Annotated in this window: 15 protein-coding genes; 4 read left to right on the top strand and 11 right to left on the bottom strand. The window is 73.1% G+C overall.

Going from position 1 to position 15,627, the window contains the following annotated elements; all coding sequences use genetic code 11:
• From MHW47_RS20525 to mshD, 6 genes are all read right to left on the bottom strand, one after another.
• Positions 1-558, bottom strand: a 558-nt coding sequence (locus MHW47_RS20525) for a CHAD domain-containing protein (RefSeq protein WP_239225242.1), incomplete at its 3' end; no start/stop codon positions are given.
• Positions 524-2,776, bottom strand: coding sequence for an RNA degradosome polyphosphate kinase (locus tag MHW47_RS20520; RefSeq protein WP_239225241.1), 2,253 nt, complete (start codon positions 2,774-2,776; stop codon positions 524-526). The genes MHW47_RS20520 and MHW47_RS20525, both read right to left, overlap by 35 nt.
• A gap of 253 nt (positions 2,777-3,029) precedes the next feature.
• Entirely contained in the window at positions 3,030-4,043 is a 1,014-nt protein-coding gene (locus tag MHW47_RS20515) for a hypothetical protein (protein ID WP_239225240.1), read from the bottom strand.
• Positions 4,040-4,930, bottom strand: a complete 891-nt coding sequence (locus MHW47_RS20510; protein WP_239225239.1) for an ABC transporter ATP-binding protein — start codon at positions 4,928-4,930, stop codon at positions 4,040-4,042. Before MHW47_RS20510 ends, MHW47_RS20515 begins: the two co-directional genes overlap by 4 nt.
• Positions 4,927-5,337 (bottom strand): GntR family transcriptional regulator, encoded by a 411-nt coding sequence (locus MHW47_RS20505; RefSeq protein ID WP_239225238.1) that lies wholly within the window; start codon positions 5,335-5,337, stop codon positions 4,927-4,929. Before MHW47_RS20505 ends, MHW47_RS20510 begins: the two co-directional genes overlap by 4 nt.
• A 90-nt stretch (positions 5,338-5,427) precedes the next feature.
• Positions 5,428-6,366: a mycothiol synthase gene (mshD, locus tag MHW47_RS20500; protein WP_239225237.1), complete on the bottom strand. Its 939-nt coding sequence runs from the start codon at positions 6,364-6,366 to the stop codon at positions 5,428-5,430.
• 204 nt (positions 6,367-6,570) lie between these two features.
• Here mshD and MHW47_RS20495 point away from each other — a divergent pair, with 204 nt between their 5' ends.
• A complete protein-coding gene (locus MHW47_RS20495; RefSeq protein ID WP_239225236.1) occupies positions 6,571-8,442 on the top strand; it encodes a bifunctional UDP-sugar hydrolase/5'-nucleotidase in 1,872 nt (623 codons plus the stop codon).
• A 9-nt stretch (positions 8,443-8,451) separates the two neighbouring features.
• Here MHW47_RS20495 and MHW47_RS20490 read toward each other — a convergent pair whose 3' ends face one another.
• From MHW47_RS20490 to MHW47_RS20470, 5 genes are all read right to left on the bottom strand, one after another.
• The gene (locus tag MHW47_RS20490) at positions 8,452-9,897 is read right to left on the bottom strand and encodes a HAMP domain-containing sensor histidine kinase (RefSeq protein WP_239225234.1); all 1,446 of its coding nucleotides are present in this window, start codon (positions 9,895-9,897) and stop codon (positions 8,452-8,454) included.
• Entirely contained in the window at positions 9,894-10,625 is a 732-nt protein-coding gene (locus tag MHW47_RS20485; protein ID WP_239225232.1) for a response regulator transcription factor, read from the bottom strand. Before MHW47_RS20485 ends, MHW47_RS20490 begins: the two co-directional genes overlap by 4 nt.
• A 66-nt stretch (positions 10,626-10,691) precedes the next feature.
• On the bottom strand, positions 10,692-11,696 hold the full coding sequence (locus MHW47_RS20480; RefSeq protein ID WP_239225230.1) for a S1C family serine protease: 1,005 nt from the start codon (positions 11,694-11,696) through the stop codon (positions 10,692-10,694).
• 125 nt (positions 11,697-11,821) lie between these two features.
• Positions 11,822-12,868, bottom strand: a complete 1,047-nt coding sequence (locus tag MHW47_RS20475; RefSeq protein WP_239225229.1) for a LacI family DNA-binding transcriptional regulator — start codon at positions 12,866-12,868, stop codon at positions 11,822-11,824.
• 24 nt (positions 12,869-12,892) lie between these two features.
• Positions 12,893-13,678: a response regulator transcription factor gene (locus tag MHW47_RS20470; protein WP_239225228.1), complete on the bottom strand. Its 786-nt coding sequence runs from the start codon at positions 13,676-13,678 to the stop codon at positions 12,893-12,895.
• A gap of 243 nt (positions 13,679-13,921) precedes the next feature.
• On the opposite strand from MHW47_RS20470, the gene MHW47_RS20465 reads away from it, so the two are divergent.
• The 3 genes from MHW47_RS20465 to MHW47_RS20455 all read left to right on the top strand — a co-directional run bounded on the left by MHW47_RS20465 (position 13,922) and on the right by MHW47_RS20455 (position 15,517).
• On the top strand, positions 13,922-14,746 hold the full coding sequence (locus tag MHW47_RS20465) for a S9 family peptidase (protein ID WP_239225226.1): 825 nt from the start codon (positions 13,922-13,924) through the stop codon (positions 14,744-14,746).
• Between the two features lie 65 nt (positions 14,747-14,811).
• A complete protein-coding gene (locus MHW47_RS20460; protein ID WP_239225225.1) occupies positions 14,812-15,066 on the top strand; it encodes a MoaD/ThiS family protein in 255 nt (84 codons plus the stop codon).
• A gap of 10 nt (positions 15,067-15,076) precedes the next feature.
• Entirely contained in the window at positions 15,077-15,517 is a 441-nt protein-coding gene (locus MHW47_RS20455; RefSeq protein ID WP_239225224.1) for a hypothetical protein, read from the top strand.
• Positions 15,518-15,627 lie beyond the last annotated feature (110 nt).

The following is a 15,627-nucleotide window of genomic DNA, read 5'->3' as shown; positions in this document are numbered from 1 at the left end:
GTGGAAGCGGGCGGAGCCGAGGGCCTGGAGGGCGGCGGAGTGGGCGCGGGTCCGGGCGAGGGTGAGCTGGCGTTCCAGCAGCGCGCCGGCCCGGGCGGCGCCGACGCCGAGGACCGGGCGGGCCGTGTCGCCGGAGGTCCGGGCGGCCGGGAGGGCGGGGCCGCCGGACAGCCCGTGCAGGGCGTCGAGGAGCCGGGCCAGCCGGTCCGCGTAGGCGTGCTCGCGGGCCAGGGTGGCGGAGAGCCAGGTCAGCTCGGTGTGCAGTTGCTCGGCCCAGAGGGGGTCGAGGGCGCCGCGGAAGGTGCGCAGGGCGGCGCCGATGCGGCGGGAGGAGCGGCGCAGGGCGGTGGCGGCCTGTTCGGCGGCGGGCGCTCCGGCGTCCGTGGGGGCGGTGTTCTCGCGGTGCAGGCGCAGGCTGCGCAGGAAGTCGGCGGCCTGGGTGCGCAGGTGGGGGCCGAGGACCGCCCCCGCGCTCACGCCGGTGATGCCGGGGGCGTGGGCGGGGGCGGTCTGGGGCTGGTGGTCAGGGCGTCGCACGCCGGCGCCTCCGGGCGTCAATGAGCATTTCCTGTACGTGCCGCAGGGGCCGGCCGTCCGCGTCCACGGAGTGCCGGGTCCAGTTGCCGTCGGGGCCCAGGTGCCAGGAGGCGGTGGTGTCGGCCATGCCGGTCTCCAGGAGGCGGCTGAGGGCGGCGCGGTGGGCGGGGTCGGTGACCCGGACGAGGGCTTCGATGCGGCGGTCGAGGTTGCGGTGCATCATGTCGGCGCTGCCGAACCACACCTCGGGTTCGCCGCCGTTGCCGAAGGCGAAGACCCGGGAGTGCTCCAGGAAGCGGCCGAGGACGGAGCGGACCCGGATGTTCTCGGAGAGGCCGGTGACGCCGGGGCGGATGGCGCAGATGCCGCGCACCCAGATGTCCACGGGCACGCCGGCCTGGGCGGCCCGGTAGCAGGCGTCGATGACGGCCTCGTCGACCATCGAGTTGACCTTGATCCGGACGTAGGCGGGGCGGCCCGCCCGGTGGTGGGTCACCTCTTTGGTGATCCGGGAGACCAGGCCGTCGCGGAGCGACTTGGGGGCGACGAGCAGCCGGCGGTAGGTCTCGCGGCGGGAGTAGCCGGAGAGCCGGTTGAAGAGGTCGGAGAGGTCCGCGCCGACCTGCGGGTCGGCGGTGAGCAGGCCGAGGTCCTCGTAGAGGCGGGCGGTCTTGGGGTGGTAGTTGCCGGTGCCCACGTGCGAGTAGCGGCGCAGGGTGTCGCCCTCCTGGCGGACGACGAGGGAGAGCTTGCAGTGCGTCTTGAGGCCGACGAGCCCGTAGACGACGTGGCAGCCCGCCTCCTCCAGCTTGCGGGCCCACTTGATGTTGGCCTGCTCGTCGAAGCGGGCCTTGATCTCGACGAGGACGAGGACCTGCTTGCCGGACTCGGCGGCGTCGATGAGGGCGTCCACTATCGGCGAGTCGCCGGAGGTGCGGTACAGCGTCTGCTTGATCGCGAGGACGTCCGGGTCGCCCGCGGCCTGTTCCAGGAACGCCTGTACGGAGGTGGAGAAGGAGTCGTACGGGTGGTGCAGCAGCACGTCGCGTTCGCGGACCGCGGCGAAGATGTCGGGAGCGGAGGCGGACTCGACCTCGGCGAGGTCGCGGTGGGTGCCGGCGATGAACTTGGGGTACTTCAGTTCGGGCCGGTCCAGGGACGCTATGCCGAACAGCCCGGTCAGGTCGAGCGGGCCGGGCAGCGGGTAGACCTCGGCGTCGGACACCTTCAGCTCGCGGACCAGCAGGTCCAGCACGTACGGGTCGATGGACTCCTCGACCTCCAGGCGGACCGGGGGGCCGAAGCGGCGCCGCATCAGCTCCTTCTCCAGGGCCTGGAGCAGGTTCTCGGCGTCGTCCTCCTCGACCTCCAGGTCCTCGTTCCTGGTGACCCGGAACATGTGGTGCGCCAGCACCTCCATGCCGGGGAACAGCTCCTCCAGGTGGGCCGCGATGACGTCCTCTATGGGGACGTAGCGCTGCGGCGACGCCTCCAGGAAGCGGGTCAGCAGCGGCGGCACCTTGACCCGGGCGAAGTGGCGGTGGCCGCTGACCGGGTTGCGTACGACGACGGCGAGGTTGAGCGAGAGGCCGGAGATGTACGGGAAGGGGTGCGCCGGGTCCACGGCGAGGGGGGTGAGGACGGGGAAGACGCGCTGGCGGAAGAAGGTGAACAGGCGGGCCTGCTCCTTCTCGGTCAGCTCCGGCCAGCGGATGAGCTGGATGCCCTCGTCGGACAGGGCGGGCGCGATGTCCTGCTGGTAGCAGGCGGCGTGCCGGGCCATGAGTTCCCGCGAGCGGGTCCAGATCAGGTCCAGGACCTCGCGGGGCTGGAGGCCGGAGGCGGACCGGTTGGCGACCCCGGTGGCGATGCGGCGCTTGAGGCCGGCGACCCGGACCATGAAGAACTCGTCCAGGTTGGACGCGAAGATCGCCAGGAAGTTGGCGCGCTCCAGCAGGGGCGTGGTCGGGTCCTCGGCCAGCTCCAGGACGCGTTCGTTGAACGCGAGCCAGCTGCGCTCCCGGTCCAGGAACCGCCCCTGTGGCAGTTCGTCGCCGTCCTTGTCGGGTTCGTAGGCGTCGGCGTCCGCGTCGATGTCGGGATCGAAGTCGGCGGCGGTGGACAGGGCGGCCCCCCGCGCGGAGGGGGCGACGGCGTGCGGCCGGTGTGCGGCGAGGGAGCCGACGGACGGCTGGGCGGTGTGCTGGACCGGGACCTCGGAGCTGGGCTGCTGGCTCATGAGCCCATTGTTCCGCGCGGAGCGCTCCGAGGGCGCGTCGGAGGTGGACGAGATCGCGTGGACGGCGCGGTCGGAGCGCTTTCTGCCGGAATTCCGACCGCCGCGGGGTGTCGGCACAGCTGGCTGCATCCTGCAACCCTGGCAAGGCCGTCTGAATGCCCGGTAACGACGACATGACGTACGGGCAGCGCTGGGCGGGCCGTGTGTGGGGCCCTCGCCCGGGGCACGGCCCCGGACGAGGTGCGGGAATGCGTCAGGCGTGGTGGCGCCGCAGCACCCGGAAGGCGAGCGCGGTGACGCCGGCGGCGAGGAGGAGGACGATGCCGGTCTCGGTGAGCTGGAGGGGCCAGAAATGGGAGGCGGGGTGGTGGTCGACGAAGTAGCCGGTGACGTCGAGGTCCGCGAGACAGCGGTCGGCCTTCGCTGCTGCGTCCCAGCAGGCGTCGTACGGCAGCCGGGTGCCGTCGCCGGTGAGCCGGCCGGTCTCGATGATCCACGCGTCGTCGGGTGTCCGGGGCAGGGTTCCGCCGGAGCCGGTCTGCGTCTCCGGCGGCCACAGCGCCCCGCGGAACCGGCCCAGGGTCACGGCCACGGCCGCGGTGGCGAGCACGGCGGCGGACATCGCGGGCACGTTGCGGCGGGTCAGGAGCCCGGCGAGCGCGCCGAGGGCCAGCCCGAGCAGGGCGTACGCCACCGGCCCCGTGCCCAGGGCGTTGAAAGTGGTGGGGTCGAACCAGTCGACCGGGTACGGCCCGTCCGTCCGCGCCTGTGCCCAGGTGAAGACGGCGGAGAGGGCGGACACCCCCGCGACCAGCAGCGCGGCGGGCGCGGCGAGCCTGGCCAGGAGCCAGTGGCCGGGGGACACCGACTGCGTCCAGGCGAGCTTGTAGGTACCGCTCTCGAACTCCCTGCCGATCATGGGCCCGGCGACGAAAGCGGCGACGATCCCGGGCAGGACGGTCAGGCAGAGGCCCGCATACCCGAGCACGGTCTGCCGGAAGGACAGGGCGAGGTCGAACTCCCGCATCCTGTCGTCACAGGAGTGCCCGGTCGTCATCGCCGTGCAGGGACTTGCTCGGAACGCGTCCTGGACGTGGCCGGCCCACAGCGTGGTGCCCACCACCACGGCGAGCCAGAGCAGAGCGAGGGCGCCCGCGAGCCACAGGGTTCGCCGGTGCTGGCGGGCGAGGACACGGACGCCGGCGCGCAGGGTGGGGGCGGTCCGGTCCGGGCGCGGGGCGGGTGCGGTCCGGGTCAGCGTGCTCATGCCGGTATCGCCTCTCGGGTTGTCGCGCTGGGGGTCAGGAGTGGTGGGGCGTCCGGGGAGCGGAGGTGGGCGAGGAGGAGTTCCTCCAGGGAGGGTTCGGAGCGGGTCCAGGACGGGTCCACGGTGCCCTCCGGGCGGACCAGGGCGGTCAGGGCGCGGCCCGTGGTGCGGGATTCGACCACCGTGTGCGGGGCGAGGTCGCGGACCGGTCCGGTGAGCAGGGCGTGGGCGGCGATCAGGTCGTCCGTCTCGCCGCCGAGGCGGATGCGGCCGTCGTCGACGAGGAGCAGGTAGTCGCAGGCGCCCTCCAGCTCGCTGAGGATGTGCGAGGACATGACGATGGTGGTCCGGTGTTCGGCGGCCTCGGCCATCAGGGCGCCCATCAGCTGGTGGCGGGCGAGGGGGTCGAGGTCGGCCATCGGCTCGTCCAGGAGCAGCAGTTCGGCCCGCTTGCCGAGCGCCAGGGCGAGGGCGAGCCGGGTGCGCTGCCCGCCGGAGAGCGTGCGGACCCTGGCGTCAGCGGGGAGGGGCGCGGCGATGCGGGCGGCGGTCTCCCGGTCCCAGCCGGACGGGTTCAGCTCGGCGCCCGCCCACAGCGTTTCGGAGACCGTCAACTGCGGGTAGAGCGGCTTGTCCTGGGCCACGTAGGCGATGCGGGCGCGCACGTCGGCGGGGGCCGCGCCCAGGACCCGGAGGGTGCCCTCGGCAGGCCGCAGGAAGCCGGCGGCGAGGGCGAGGAGGGTGGACTTGCCGGCGCCGTTGGGGCCGACGAGCGCGCAGACGGCGCCCGCGGGCAGCCGGAACGCGCAGTCGCGGAGCGCCCACCCGCTTCCCCGGCCCCGGTATCTCATGCCGAGGCCGTCGGCCTCCAGCGCGGTACCTGTCATCGGTCCTCGTCCCCCTCGAATGTGCTGTTCAGTACGGCGGTGAAGAGCGCGCTCACGTCGTCCCGGTCGAGCCCCGCGGCCCGTGCCCGGCCCGCCCAGCCGGCCAGTTCGGCGCGCAGCGGGGAGTCGTCGGCGGCCGCTGCGCCGCCGAGCGTCCCGGTGACGAAGGTGCCGAGCCCGCGGCGGCCCTCGACGAGCCCTTCGCGTTCCAGCTCGCGGTACGCCTTGAGCACGGTGTTCGGGTTGATCGCGGTGGCCTCGACCACTTCGCGGGCGGTGGGCAGCCGGTCGCCCGGCTCCAGCAGGCCCAGGCGCAGGGCCTGTTTCGTCTGCTGGACGATCTGGAGATAGGTGGCGACGCCGCTGCGCCGGTCGATGCGGAACTCGACTGCCGCGGTCCGGGCCATCTTCACCCCTTTCACTAATTGAGTAGTGAAAGGGTGGCGTAAGAAGGGGGCGGCGTCAAGCGGCGCCGCCCCCGGGTGGGTCGAGGAGCCTCAGGACTCCGTGCGGTACATCAGGTCCACCTCGTGGGTGGTGAAGCCCATGCGTTCGTAGACCGCGAGGGCGGCCGGGTTGTCCGCGTCGACGTAGAGCATCGCGGTCGGCAGGCCCTCGGCGGCCAGGTGGCGCAGGCCGATCGCGGTGAGGGCCTTGCCGAGGCCGCCGCCCTGGGCGTCGGGCCGGATGCCGACCACGTACACCTCGCCCAGCCGTTCCTCGGCGTGGACCTTCGTCCAGTGGAAGCCGATCAGTTCGGTGCCGCCCGAGCCGTCCTCGCGTTCGGCCAGGAAGAAGCCCTTCGGGTCGAACCAGGGTTCCGCCTTGCGGTCGTCCAGGTCGCGCTGGGTCAGGGAGCCCTGCTCGGGGTGGTGGGCGAAGGCGGCGCGGTTGACGGCGAGCCAGGCGGCGTCGTCCTCGCCCGGGGCGAAGGTGCGTACGGTGACGCCCGGCGGCAGGGCCGGTTCGGCGAGGTTCAGGGGGCTCAGCGGGCGGCGCAGCTGGCGCAGTTCGCGGAACAGGGAGAGGCCGAGGACCTGGGCGAGGTGGCGCGCCGCGGCCTTCCCGCCGTGCGCCCACACCCGCAGCCGCTTCCCGGTCGCGGCGAGCAGGGCGGCCCCAAGGGCGCGCCCGTGGCCGTGGCCCCGGTGCGCGGGGTGGACGACCAACTCGGCGGCCGGGGCCTCCACGGGGTCGGTGTCCTCCAGTTGCGCGTACCCGGCGAGCACGCCCCCGGCGGTCAGCAGGAAGTGCCGTACGCCCTCCCGCCGTCCGCCCCGCAGTTGCAGCCGGCCCTGCTCCGAGACGGCCTGCCGGCCGTCGGACCGCGCGGCCTCGGCGAGCAGGTCGAGCACGGCCGCTGCCTGGTCGGGGGAGAGGGTGTCGAGCGTCTGGATCTCGCGTCCGGGGGCGGGGAGGGGAACGTCAGTCGTCATGTGTACGAGCGTAAGCGTCGGCCGGGCGGCGCCGGGGGGTGTCCGGTCCACCCCGTGGGAACGGACGTGCGCTCACCCATTTGGGGCAATGGTCCCGTTCCGACGGGGCGGCAACCAGTTCGTAACCCCGGACATCTGTCGCGCTACGCGCGTTGACTCTAGGCTTCGGCTCGAATTCCACCCGCTGAACTCACAAGGGGATCGATGTCAGCGTCACCACAGAAGAACCGTGCGTCCCGGCGGGTGCTCGCCGTCGCGGCGGGCATCGCCACCGTGGGCGCGCTGGTCGCCGCCCTGCCGGCCGGCGCCCAGGAGCGCGGGCACGGCCACGGCCACAGGCACCACACGCCGGCCCGGACCGTCGACGTACAGCTGCTGTCCTTCAACGACCTGCACGGCAACCTGGAGCCGCCGGCCGGCTCCGCCGGAACGGTCAACCAGACGCAGCCCGACGGCACCGTGAAGCAGGTCCCGGCCGGTGGCGTGGAGTACCTCGCCACCTCGCTGCGCGAGGCCCGCAAGGGCCACCCGTACTCGATCACCGCCGCCGGCGGTGACATGGTCGGGGCGAGCCCGCTGCTGTCGGGCCTCTTCCACGACGAGCCGACCATCGAGGCGCTGAACAAGCTCGACCTCGATGTGACGAGCGTCGGCAACCACGAGTTCGACGAGGGCGCCGTCGAGCTGGGCCGCCTGCAGAACGGCGGCTGCCACCCGGTCGAGGGGTGCTACGAGGACGGCAGGACCTTCCGGGGCGCCGACTTCCCGTACCTGGCCGCCAATGTGACGGACGAGAAGTCCGGCAAGCCCATCCTCAAGCCGTACACGGTGTGGAAGAAGAACGGCGTCAAGATCGGGTTCATCGGGGTGACCCTGGAGGGCACGCCGAACATCGTCACCGCCAACGGCGTCAAGGGGCTGAAGTTCCACGACGAGGTCGAGACGATCAACAAGTACGCCAAGGAACTGGACCGCCAGGGCGTGAAGTCGATCGTCGCCCTGATCCACGAGGGCGGCGCGCCCGCCTCCTCGGCGTACGACTACGACTGCGACAGCCCGGGCGCCGGTGACGGCATCTCCGGTCCGATCACGGACATCGCCAAGGGCATCACGCCCAAGGTGGACGCCCTGGTCACCGGCCACACCCACCAGGCGTACGTGTGCACGATCCCGGACCCGGCCGGCAACCCGCGCCTGGTCACCTCGGCCTCGTCGTTCGGCAAGCTGTACACCGACACCACGCTCACGTACGACCGCCGCACCAAGGACATCGTGCGCACGGCCGTGCGGGGCAGCGGCGAGTACGGCTCCGCGCACCACGGCCCGCGGCCGTCGAACCCGGTCGCGGCCAACCACATCGTCAGCCGCGACCAGCAGCCCGCCCGTGACATGACGGACCTGATCGCCCGCTGGAACGCGCTCGCGGCCCCGATCTCCAACCGCCCGCAGGGCTACATCTCCGCCGACATCAACGGCCGCGGCTCCACCGCGCTGGAGAAGCCGCTCGGCGACCTCATCGCGGACGCCCAGCTCGAAGGACTGGCCCCGGCCGACAAGGGCGGCGCGGTCGTCGCCTTCATGAACCCGGGCGGCATCCGCTCGGACCTGGTGTACAAGGCGTCCGGCGGCGAGGGCGACGGCGTCGTCACCTACGGCGAGGCGTTCACCGTGCAGCCCTTCACCAACATGATGAACGTCGTCGACCTGACCGGCGCCCAGCTGGTCACCGCCCTCCAGCAGCAGGTCAGCGGCGCGAACGCGGCGAGCCCGAAGATCCTCCAGGTGTCGAAGGGCCTCACCTACACGCTGGACATGACGAAGTCCGGCGCGGACCGCGTCGTCACCGGAACGATCCGGCTGAACGGCGAGGCGATCGACCCGGCGAGGACGTACCGCGTCGCGATGAACGAGTTCCTCGCGGGCGGCGGTGACGGCTTCGCGGCGCTCGGACAGGGCACCAACAAGCTCGTCGGCGCCTCCGACCTGGACCTGTTCAACGCCTACCTGGCCGCGCACTCCTCGGCCTCGGCCCCGCTGGCCCCGCCGGCCGCGGACCGGATCACGGTCGTGAAGTAGCGGCCACGCTCAGATCTCCACTCCGTCCGGCGGCGGCTGCGGTGCGCCCGGCAGGCTGATCGCGGCCTGTGTGCCCCCGCCGTCCGCCGGGCGCAGGGAGATCTCGCCGCCCGCCTGCTGGACCGTACGGGCCACGATCGACAGGCCCAGGCCGGAGCCCGGCAGCTGGCGGGCGGACGGGGAGCGCCAGAAGCGCTCGAAGACGTGCGGGAGTTCGTCGGCGGGGATGCCGGGGCCGTGGTCGCGGACCGTGAGCCGGCCCCGGTGCAGCACCACGTCGACGGTGCCGCGCGCCGGGCTGAACTTCACCGCGTTGTCCAGCACGTTGACGATCGCCCGCTCCAGGGCCGCCGGTTCGGCCCGTACGTACCAGGGCGCCAGGTCCTCCGTGATCGTCAGCTCCGGGCCCCGCAGCCGGGCGCGCCGGAGCGCGGCCCGGGTGATGTCGTGCAGGGCGACCACCTGGAGCGGGCCCGGCTGGGCTGCGTCCGGGCGGGCCAGCTCCTGGAGGTCGCCGATGAGCGCGGCCAGTTCCGTCATCTGCGCCTTGACCGAGGACATCAGCGCCCTGCGGTCGTCCGGCGGGATGGCGCGGCCCGTCTCGTCGCTGCGGGCCAGCAGCTCCACGTTGGTCCGCAGCGAGGTGAGCGGGGTGCGCAGTTCGTGGCCCGCGTCCGCGATGAGCTGCGCCTGCCGGTCGCGGGAGGTGGCCAGCGAGGCGGTCATCGAGTTGAACGACCGGGACAGCCGGGCGATCTCGTCCTCGCCCTCGGCGGGGATGCGGACGGTCAGGTCCTCGGTGCGGGCGACGTGCTCGACGGCCCGGGTGAGTTCGTCCACCGGGCGCAGCCCGGACCGGGCCACCCAGAGCCCGGCCGCGCCGGCGCCGACGACGCCGATGCCGCCGACGAGGGCGAGGACCCAGGCCAGGGTGGAGAGCGGTTCGCCGATCTCGCTGAGGGGCCGGGCGATGGTGACCCCGAGGTCGACGCGGGGCTGGTCGAGGCCCGGTCCGCGGGTGGCCGTGACCGGGTAGGTGAAGGCGCGCATCTTCGCACCGTCGGACGCGGTCTCCGTGTGCAGCCGCCCCGGCCGGTCGCCGCCCACCACCGCGAGGTCGTCGGCGGTCACCGGCAGCCTGGGCGAGCCGGGGGCGACGCAGGCGTTGCCCTGGCCGTCGATGAGCTGGACGGTGAGCCCGGTGTAGGGCGCGGCCTGCAGCTCGGCGGTGTTCTTGCAGTACTGGTACAGGTTGACCAGGTAGTCCTGGGCGACCGTGGACCCGCGCAGCGTCTCGTCCTGGCGCGCCTCCAGCTGCTCCCGCGTCACGAACCAGCACGCCACCGCGACGGCAGCGACCGCGACCGCGACCGCCGTGGCGACCAGCAGGGCGAGGCGGGAGCGGAGCGGCAGCGCGCGGATGCGGCGCAGCGGGCCGGGCCGCGTGGCCGTCATCCGTCGCCCCCGCCGGAGCGCAGCGCGTACCCCACCCCGCGCACGGTGTGGACGAGGCGCGGTTCGCCGCCGGCCTCCGTCTTGCGGCGGAGGTACATCACGTACACGTCCAGGGAGTTGGAGCTGGGCTCGAAGTCGAAGCCCCACACGGCCTTGAGGATCTGTTCGCGGGTGAGGACCTGGCGCGGGTGCGCGAGGAACATCTCCAGGAGGGTGAACTCGGTACGGGTCAGCTCCACGCGCCGGGTGCCCCGGGTGACCTCGCGGGTGGCGAGGTTCATGCGCAGGTCGGCGAAGGAGAGCACGTCGTCGTCCGGGACCGGACCGCCCGCGGCCGCCGCGTACGAGCTGCGGCGCAGCAGGGCCCGGATGCGGGCGAACAGCTCGTCCAGCTCGAACGGCTTGACCAGGTAGTCGTCGGCGCCCGCGTCGAGCCCGGTGACGCGGTCGCCGACGGTGTCCCGGGCCGTGAGCATCAGGATGGGCGTGGTGGAGCCCGTGGCGCGGATGCGGCGCGCGGCGGTCAGGCCGTCCATGCGGGGCATCTGGATGTCCAGGACGATGAGGTCGGGGGCGTACGACTCGGCCGCGGCCAGCGCTTCGAGGCCGTCCACGGCGACCTCGGTGCCGTAGCCCTCGAAGGCGAGGCTGCGCCGCAGGGCCTCGCGCACGGCGGGCTCGTCGTCGACGATGAGGATGCGCTGCGGATCGTCGTCGGCGGGGCTCATCGCTGTCTCGTCCTCTTCTCGTTCGGTACGGGGCCGGGCGGGCCCAGTTTCTCAGCCCCGTCCGCGTCAGGAGCCGTGGCCGGCGCGGAGGGTGTCGAGGTCGGCCTTGAGGGTGTTGACCGGGATCGCGAAGCCGAGGCCGACGCTGCCGGCGCCGGAGCTGCCCGAGCCTGCGGCGTTGCTCGCCGAGTACATGGCGGAGTTGATGCCGATGATCTCGCCGTTCATGTCGATGAGCGCGCCGCCGGAGTTGCCGGGGTTGAGCGAGGCGTCGGTCTGGATGGCCTTGTAGGTGGTGGTGGACTCGCCGGTGCTGCCGTTGAACTGCTGTCCGCCGAACTCGAAGGGCCACTGCCGGCCGCCGTCCTGCTGCTGTTCCTGGCCGCTGTCGCCGTCCTTGGCGACGGTGACGTCGCGGTCGAGCGCGGAGACGATGCCGCTGGTGACGGTGCCGGTCAGGCCCTCGGGGGAGCCGATGGCGACGACCTGGTCGCCGACCGCGACCTTGGAGGAGTCGCCGAGCGTGGCGGTCTTGAGTCCGCTCGCGCCCCGGAGCTTGATGAGGGCGAGGTCCTTGTCGGCGTCGGTGCCGACGACGTCGGCGGTGTACTTCTTGCCGGTGCTGAGGGTGACCTCGATCTGCGAGGCGCCCGCGATGACGTGGTTGTTGGTGACGATCTCGCCGTCCGCCGTGATGACGACGCCGGACCCGGTGGACTGGCCGGACGTCGAGGTGGCGCCGATCTCCACGATGGCCGGGGCGAGGGCCGCCGCCACCCCGGCCACGGTGCCCTTGCTGGTCTGCGAGACGGTGGTGCCCTTCACGACGCCGGACCCGGCCGCGGTCGCGGCGCCGTCGTCGGTGAGCCGGCCGATCACCGTGGCGGTGCCGCCGCCGACGACCGCCGCCGCGATGGCCACCGCGGCGAGGAGCGCCACGGGCCTGCGGGCCCGGCGGTGGGGGGCGGGCCGGTCCGGCTGGTACGACGGCGGCGGGGGGTAGGCCGTCTCGCCGGTGCCGTACGAGGGGTACATCGGGTACTCGCCGCTCGGGCGCTGGCTCTCTGTCATGCCTTTGAGAGTGTCCGGCCAAGATGAGAGGAGCGTGAGTACGTCCTGAGAAGCCCGGCAGAACCGCGTATGCCCGATATAAAGGTCGGTCCGGGAGCCCGTGGGGAAGCCGGTCCGGCGGGCCGTTACGGCAGGGCGCGGTCGGTGGGCTCTCCGCAGCCGCACGAGCGGCGGACCACCAGCGCCGAGGGGAACTGCTTCAGCCGCTCACGCCGCGACCCGGACACCCGCAGCGAGTCGTCCAGCACCAGGTCCACCGCGGCCCGCGCCATCGCCGGGCGGTCCGAGAAGACCGTGGTCAGCGGCGGATCGGTGAGCCCGGCCTCCTTCACGTCGTCGAACCCGGCGACGGCCAGCTCGCCCGGCACGTCGATGCGCAGCTCGCGCGCGGCCCGCAGGACGCCGATGGCCTGGTCGTCCGTGGCGCAGAAGATCGCCGGGGGCCGGTCCGGCCCGGAGAGCAGGTCCAGGGCCACCCGGTAGGCGTCGTACCGGTTGTACGGGGCCTGGAAGAGGCGGCCCTCGGTGCTGCGGCCCGATTCGTGCATGGCGCGGCGCCAGCCCTCGATGTGGTCGGCGACCGGGTCGCCGACGGAGGGGGTCGCCTCCGTGCCGCCGAGGCACGCCACGTACGCGTTGCCGTGCTCCAGGAGGTGGCGGGTGGCGAGCTGGGCGCCGCCGATGTCGTCCGTGACGACGGCGACGTCGTCGATGGCCTCGGGGCGCTCGTGCAGCAGGACGACGCGGGCGTCCCACGCCTCTATCTCGGCGGCGGCGCGCTCGCTGGGGCCCTGGCTGACCAGGATCAGGCCGGAGACCCGCATGCCGAGGAAGGCCCGCAGGTAGTGGACCTCGCGCTCGTCGCGGTAGTCGGAGTTGCCGACGAGGACCATTTTCCCGCGCTCGGCGGCGGCCTGTTCGACCGCGTGGGCCATCTCGGCGAAGAACGGCTGCCGGGCGTCCGGCACGATCATCCCTATGAGGTCGGTCCGCCGCGAGGCCATCGCCTGGGCGACCCGGTCGGGCCGGTAACCCAGCTCCTTGATCGCGGCGAGCACCCGCTCGCGCGTGGCCGGGGCGACCGGCCGGGGTCCGTTGTTGATGACGTAACTGACCACCGCGGTGGACGTCCCCGCCAGTCTCGCCACATCGTCCCGCGTCACCTTGGCCACGCGCCGCAGTCTACGCGGATGGAACTACCTCTTGGCAGGCCGGACCGGGGCTTTCTCCGTGACCTCGGCGACGGCCTGCTGCTCCGAACGGGGGACACCCCGGGCCGCGCCCCTGTCCTCCTCGGCCGCCCGCTCGTTCTTCTCGGGGGCGACGAACCGGTAACCCACGTTCCGCACGGTCCCGATCAGCGACTCGTGCTCGGGGCCGAGCTTGGCGCGCAGCCGCCGTACGTGCACGTCCACGGTCCGCGTACCGCCGAAGTAGTCGTAGCCCCAGACCTCCTGGAGCAGCTGGGCGCGGGTGAAGACCCGGCCCGGATGCTGCGCCAGGTATTTGAGCAGTTCGAATTCCTTGAACGTGAGATCGAGTACCCGGCCCTTGAGTTTCGCGCTGTACGTCGCCTCGTCCACCGAGAGATCACCGTTGCGGATCTCCATGGGGGAGTCGTCGGCGGTGATCTGCTGCCGTCCGGTCGCCAGCCGCAGCCGGGCCTCGACCTCGGCGGGGCCGGCCGTGTCCAGCAGGACGTCGTCGACGCCCCAGTCGGCGGTGACGGCCGCGAGTCCGCCCTCCGTGACGACGAGGATCAGCGGACAGCCGGGCCCGGTCGAGCGCAGTAGCTGGCACAGGGAGCGGATCTGGGGCAGATCGCGGCGCCCGTCCACGAGGATGACGTCGGCGCCGGGGGTGTCCACGAGTGCGGGCCCCTCGGCGGGCGCCACGCGCACGCTGTGCAGCAGGAGGCCGAGCGCGGGCAGCACCTCCGTCGAGGGCTGGAGGGCGTTCGTGAGGAGCAGCAGGGCACTCATCGCCGTCCACCTGCCCGGTTCGTCGGTCGTTGCTCGTGCTCGGTTGGCTCGCCCATGACGTCGGTCCTCCTCGTTCCCTGCGAGAGGGGCACTCCCGGACGGGGGTCCGGGGGAGTATGCGGCTCTGCTTCGTACGCTGGTTCCGCTGAGCTTGTCGAAACGTCGCCGTAACAACGCCCCGGAAAGCACAAAAGGACCCGGGGGCTGCTTTGCCCGAGTCCTCTTCACAGGAGAATAACCCACATGAGTTCTGTGTCCGAGGGGAGAATTCCGGATTCCCCTGTTCGCTCGGTCACGCGCGGGCCGGTGCGGGCCGCGTTGCGCGCGGACGACGGGACGTGGATCGAGGCGGTGTACGACCCGTGTACGGCGGATGACGGCGCGGGCGGTCCGGCCGGCGATCCGGGGACGGTGATCGTCGTCGCGCACGGGTTCACCGGTTCGGCTGACCGCCCGGCGGTGCGCCGGGCCGTGCGGGTGTTCTCCCGGTACGCGGCCGTGGTGACCTTCTCCTTCCGGGGCCACGGGCGCTCCGGCGGGCTGTCCACGGTGGGCGACCGGGAGGTGCTCGACCTGGCCGCCGCCGTCGACTGGGCGCGCTCGCTGGGGCACCGGCGGGTGGTGACCGCCGGCTTCTCGATGGGCGGCTCGGTGGTGCTGCGGCACGGCGCGCTGTACCCGGCCGGGGCGGACGCGGTGGTCTCCGTGAGCGCCCCGGCCCGCTGGTACTACCGGGGTACGGCGCCGATGCGCCGGCTGCACTGGATGGTGACCCGGCCCGCGGGGCGGCTCGTCGGCCGCTACGGCTTCCGCACCCGCGTCCACCACCGGGCGTGGGATCCGGTCCCGCTCTCCCCGGTCGGGGCCGCCGCGCGGATCGCCCCGGCGCCGCTGCTGATCGTGCACGGCGACCGCGACCCGTACTTCCCGCTCGACCACCCCCGCATGCTGGCCGCCGCCGCGGGCGACGCGGCGGAACTGTGGCTGGAGCGCGGGATGGGGCACGCGGAGAACGCGGCCGACGAGACCTTGCTCACCCGCATCGCCGGCTGGGCGGTCCGGGCGTGAACGATGATGGACAGCCGGTGCCCCCCGAACCGGCACCGACCGAATGGGACGAAAGGAGCGCCGCCATGCCCGCCGGAACGATCCGTTACTGGGCGGCCGCCAAGGCCGCGGCCGGGACCGCGGAGGAGCCGTATGCCGCCGCGACCCTCCAGGAGGCGCTCGACGCGGTGCGCGAACGGCACCCCGGCGAGCTGAGCCGCGTGCTGCTGCGGTGTTCGTTTCTCATCGACGGCGATCCCGTGGGAACCCGGAGCCATGAGACCGTACGCCTTGCCGAGGGCGGCACGGTCGAGGTGCTCCCGCCGTTCGCAGGAGGGTGAACCGCAGCACATGAGCAACAGCGATCAGCAGCATCCGTACGACCCGGCTCAGGGCCAGCAGCCGCCGTACCAGGACCCGTACGGCAGCCGGGACGCGTACCAGGACCCGTACGCCTACGGCCGGCCCCAGGACCCGTACGCGGCGCACCCGCAGGCCCAGCAGCCCTACGCGCAGGACGCGTACGCGCAGGATCCGTACGCGCAGGACCCGTACGGACAGGGCGCCTCCGCGCAACCGGGGCAGGTCCACGGGGAGGCCGCGTACGGCGGCGGGCAGGGTTACGCCGACCAGGCGTACCCGGCCGCCCCGTCCGGCCAGGGGGTCGCCGCCCAGACCTGGGAGGGGCAGACCTGGGACACGCAGTACCAGCCGCCCGTCCCCGCGGCGGAGCCCGGCCCGGGCGTCGCCTCCCCTGCCCCTCGGCCGTACGGACCATCCAACCGGGCATGACCGGAACCCGGCCCGGGCGGAACTTTACGAAGTCCACGAAGGAACGGGCCCGCTCCGGAGCGGGCAACAGCCCGGGGAGGATGAGTGCCCCCTTCCCGTCACGGACATGC

The sequence above is a fragment of the Streptomyces sp. OfavH-34-F genome (assembly GCF_022347745.1).
GTDB lineage: Bacteria > Actinomycetota > Actinomycetes > Streptomycetales > Streptomycetaceae > Streptomyces.
The sequence above is the reverse complement of the archived record's forward strand: the minus strand, read 5'-3'. Positions and strand labels throughout refer to the sequence as shown.